The organism is Nocardia sp. NPDC004722 (genome assembly GCF_053601505.1).
Window position 1 is genome coordinate 1 of record NZ_JBSGBY010001054.1, and the last position, 1,471, is coordinate 1,471.

1 protein-coding gene and 1 pseudogene are annotated in these 1,471 nt (G+C 74.1%); one reads left to right on the plus strand and one right to left on the minus strand.

Annotation, left to right across the window (positions count from 1 at the left end; genetic code table 11):
• Positions 1 to 321: pseudogene (locus ACWELQ_RS45585) on the plus strand (MFS transporter); the annotation flags it as partial.
• Positions 322 to 634: 313 nt separating this feature from the next.
• On the opposite strand, the gene ACWELQ_RS45590 reads toward ACWELQ_RS45585, so the two are convergent.
• A partial coding sequence (locus tag ACWELQ_RS45590; protein WP_452403173.1) for an AraC family transcriptional regulator occupies positions 635 to 1,471 on the minus strand: 837 nt, incomplete at its 5' end.

The following is a 1,471-nucleotide window of genomic DNA, read 5'->3' on the forward strand; positions in this document are numbered from 1 at the left end:
GGCATCGCGATACTCGGCAGCATCGGCGCGGCCGTCTACGCACACCACATCGACCACGCCGTCCCCGCCGACCTGCCCGCCGCCGCGACCCACACCGCCCGCGAAACCCTCGGCGGCGCAGTCGGTGTCAGCGCCGCACTGCCCGGCCCAACCGGTGACGCCCTGCTCACCTCCGCCCGCGCCGCCTTCACCTCGGGCATGAACGCCATGGCCGTGGCCGGTGCGCTCGTGATGGTGGCGGCGGCCCTGGGCTGTGGACTACTGCTGCGCACCGCCCGGCCTGCGGCAGAACCCAGCGCAGCGGACGACGCCCTGGTCTGACCCCGGTAGCCCAGATCCGCGGCCGGACCGGCGAATTCCGTGATCGGCTCCGCCCGAAACGGACCCGCCTGGGCTGACGGCCGCCGCTTGCGCCGCGTTGGTGGCCGCCACGCAGGCCTCGACCAGGCTGGTGGTCGGCTGCCCGCATCGTCGCCGCGCTAGGTGGCCGCCGCCTGCGTTCTGCCAGGTTGGTGGCCGCTGCGCACGTCGCGGCCGCGCCGGGTGGCTGCCGCCTGCGTTCTGCCAGGTTGGTGGCCGCTGCGCACGTCGCGGCCGCACCCGGGGGCCGAGAGGTACTCCACTGCCAGGGGCGCTAGTTCAGCTGTCCGTCGCCCTTCCTGTAGCGCAGGGGTGGGACGTCGTAGCGGCGGCGGAAGGCGCGGCTGAAGGCGGCTTCGGAGTCGTAGCCGACCTGGTGGGCCAGGGCGGCGATCGGAATTGGGGTGGTGCGCAGCAGGGTTGCGGCGCGGGCCAGGCGGCGGTCGGCCAGGTAGGCGGCCGGGGGCTGGCCCATGCGGCGGGTGAAGCGGTCGGTGAAGGTGGTGCGGGACATGGACGCCAGGGCCGCGAGGTCCGAGACGGACCAGGGGGCGGCGGGGGAGCGGTGGATGGCGGTCAGCACCGGGGCGAGGGCGGGATCGAGTGCGGCGGTGAGCCATCCGGGGGCGGCCGCGTCGGTGGACCAGGCGCGCAGCGCGTGGATGAACAGCAGGTCCAGGATTCGCGAGATCATCGCGGCCGCACCGGGTCTGGGGTCGGTGACCTCCACCAGCAGCAGATTCAGGCTCAACGGCAGCCACTCCCGGCCGGCGCCGCTGCCGCAGATGACGATCGCGGGGGCGAGCACGGAAAGCAGTGGGGCCGCCTGCGGTTCGTCCACCAGGAACGAGCCGGTCACCCAGGAGGCGGGCCCGTCCACCGCCTCCAGCTCGTGGGCGTCGCCGCGGGCAAGCACCACCATGTCCCCGGAATCGACCGTGGTGTCGGCGGATTCACCGTCGACGCGCACCCGCACCGTGCCGCGTTCCACGATGTGCAGCACCCGCCCGGCCGGAACCCGCACCGGCGCACCGGGTTCGGCGGTGTGCCGACCGACCGTGCGGCCGCGTAGCCGCACCGTCTCGAGGATCTCCGAGAGCGCATCCAACTC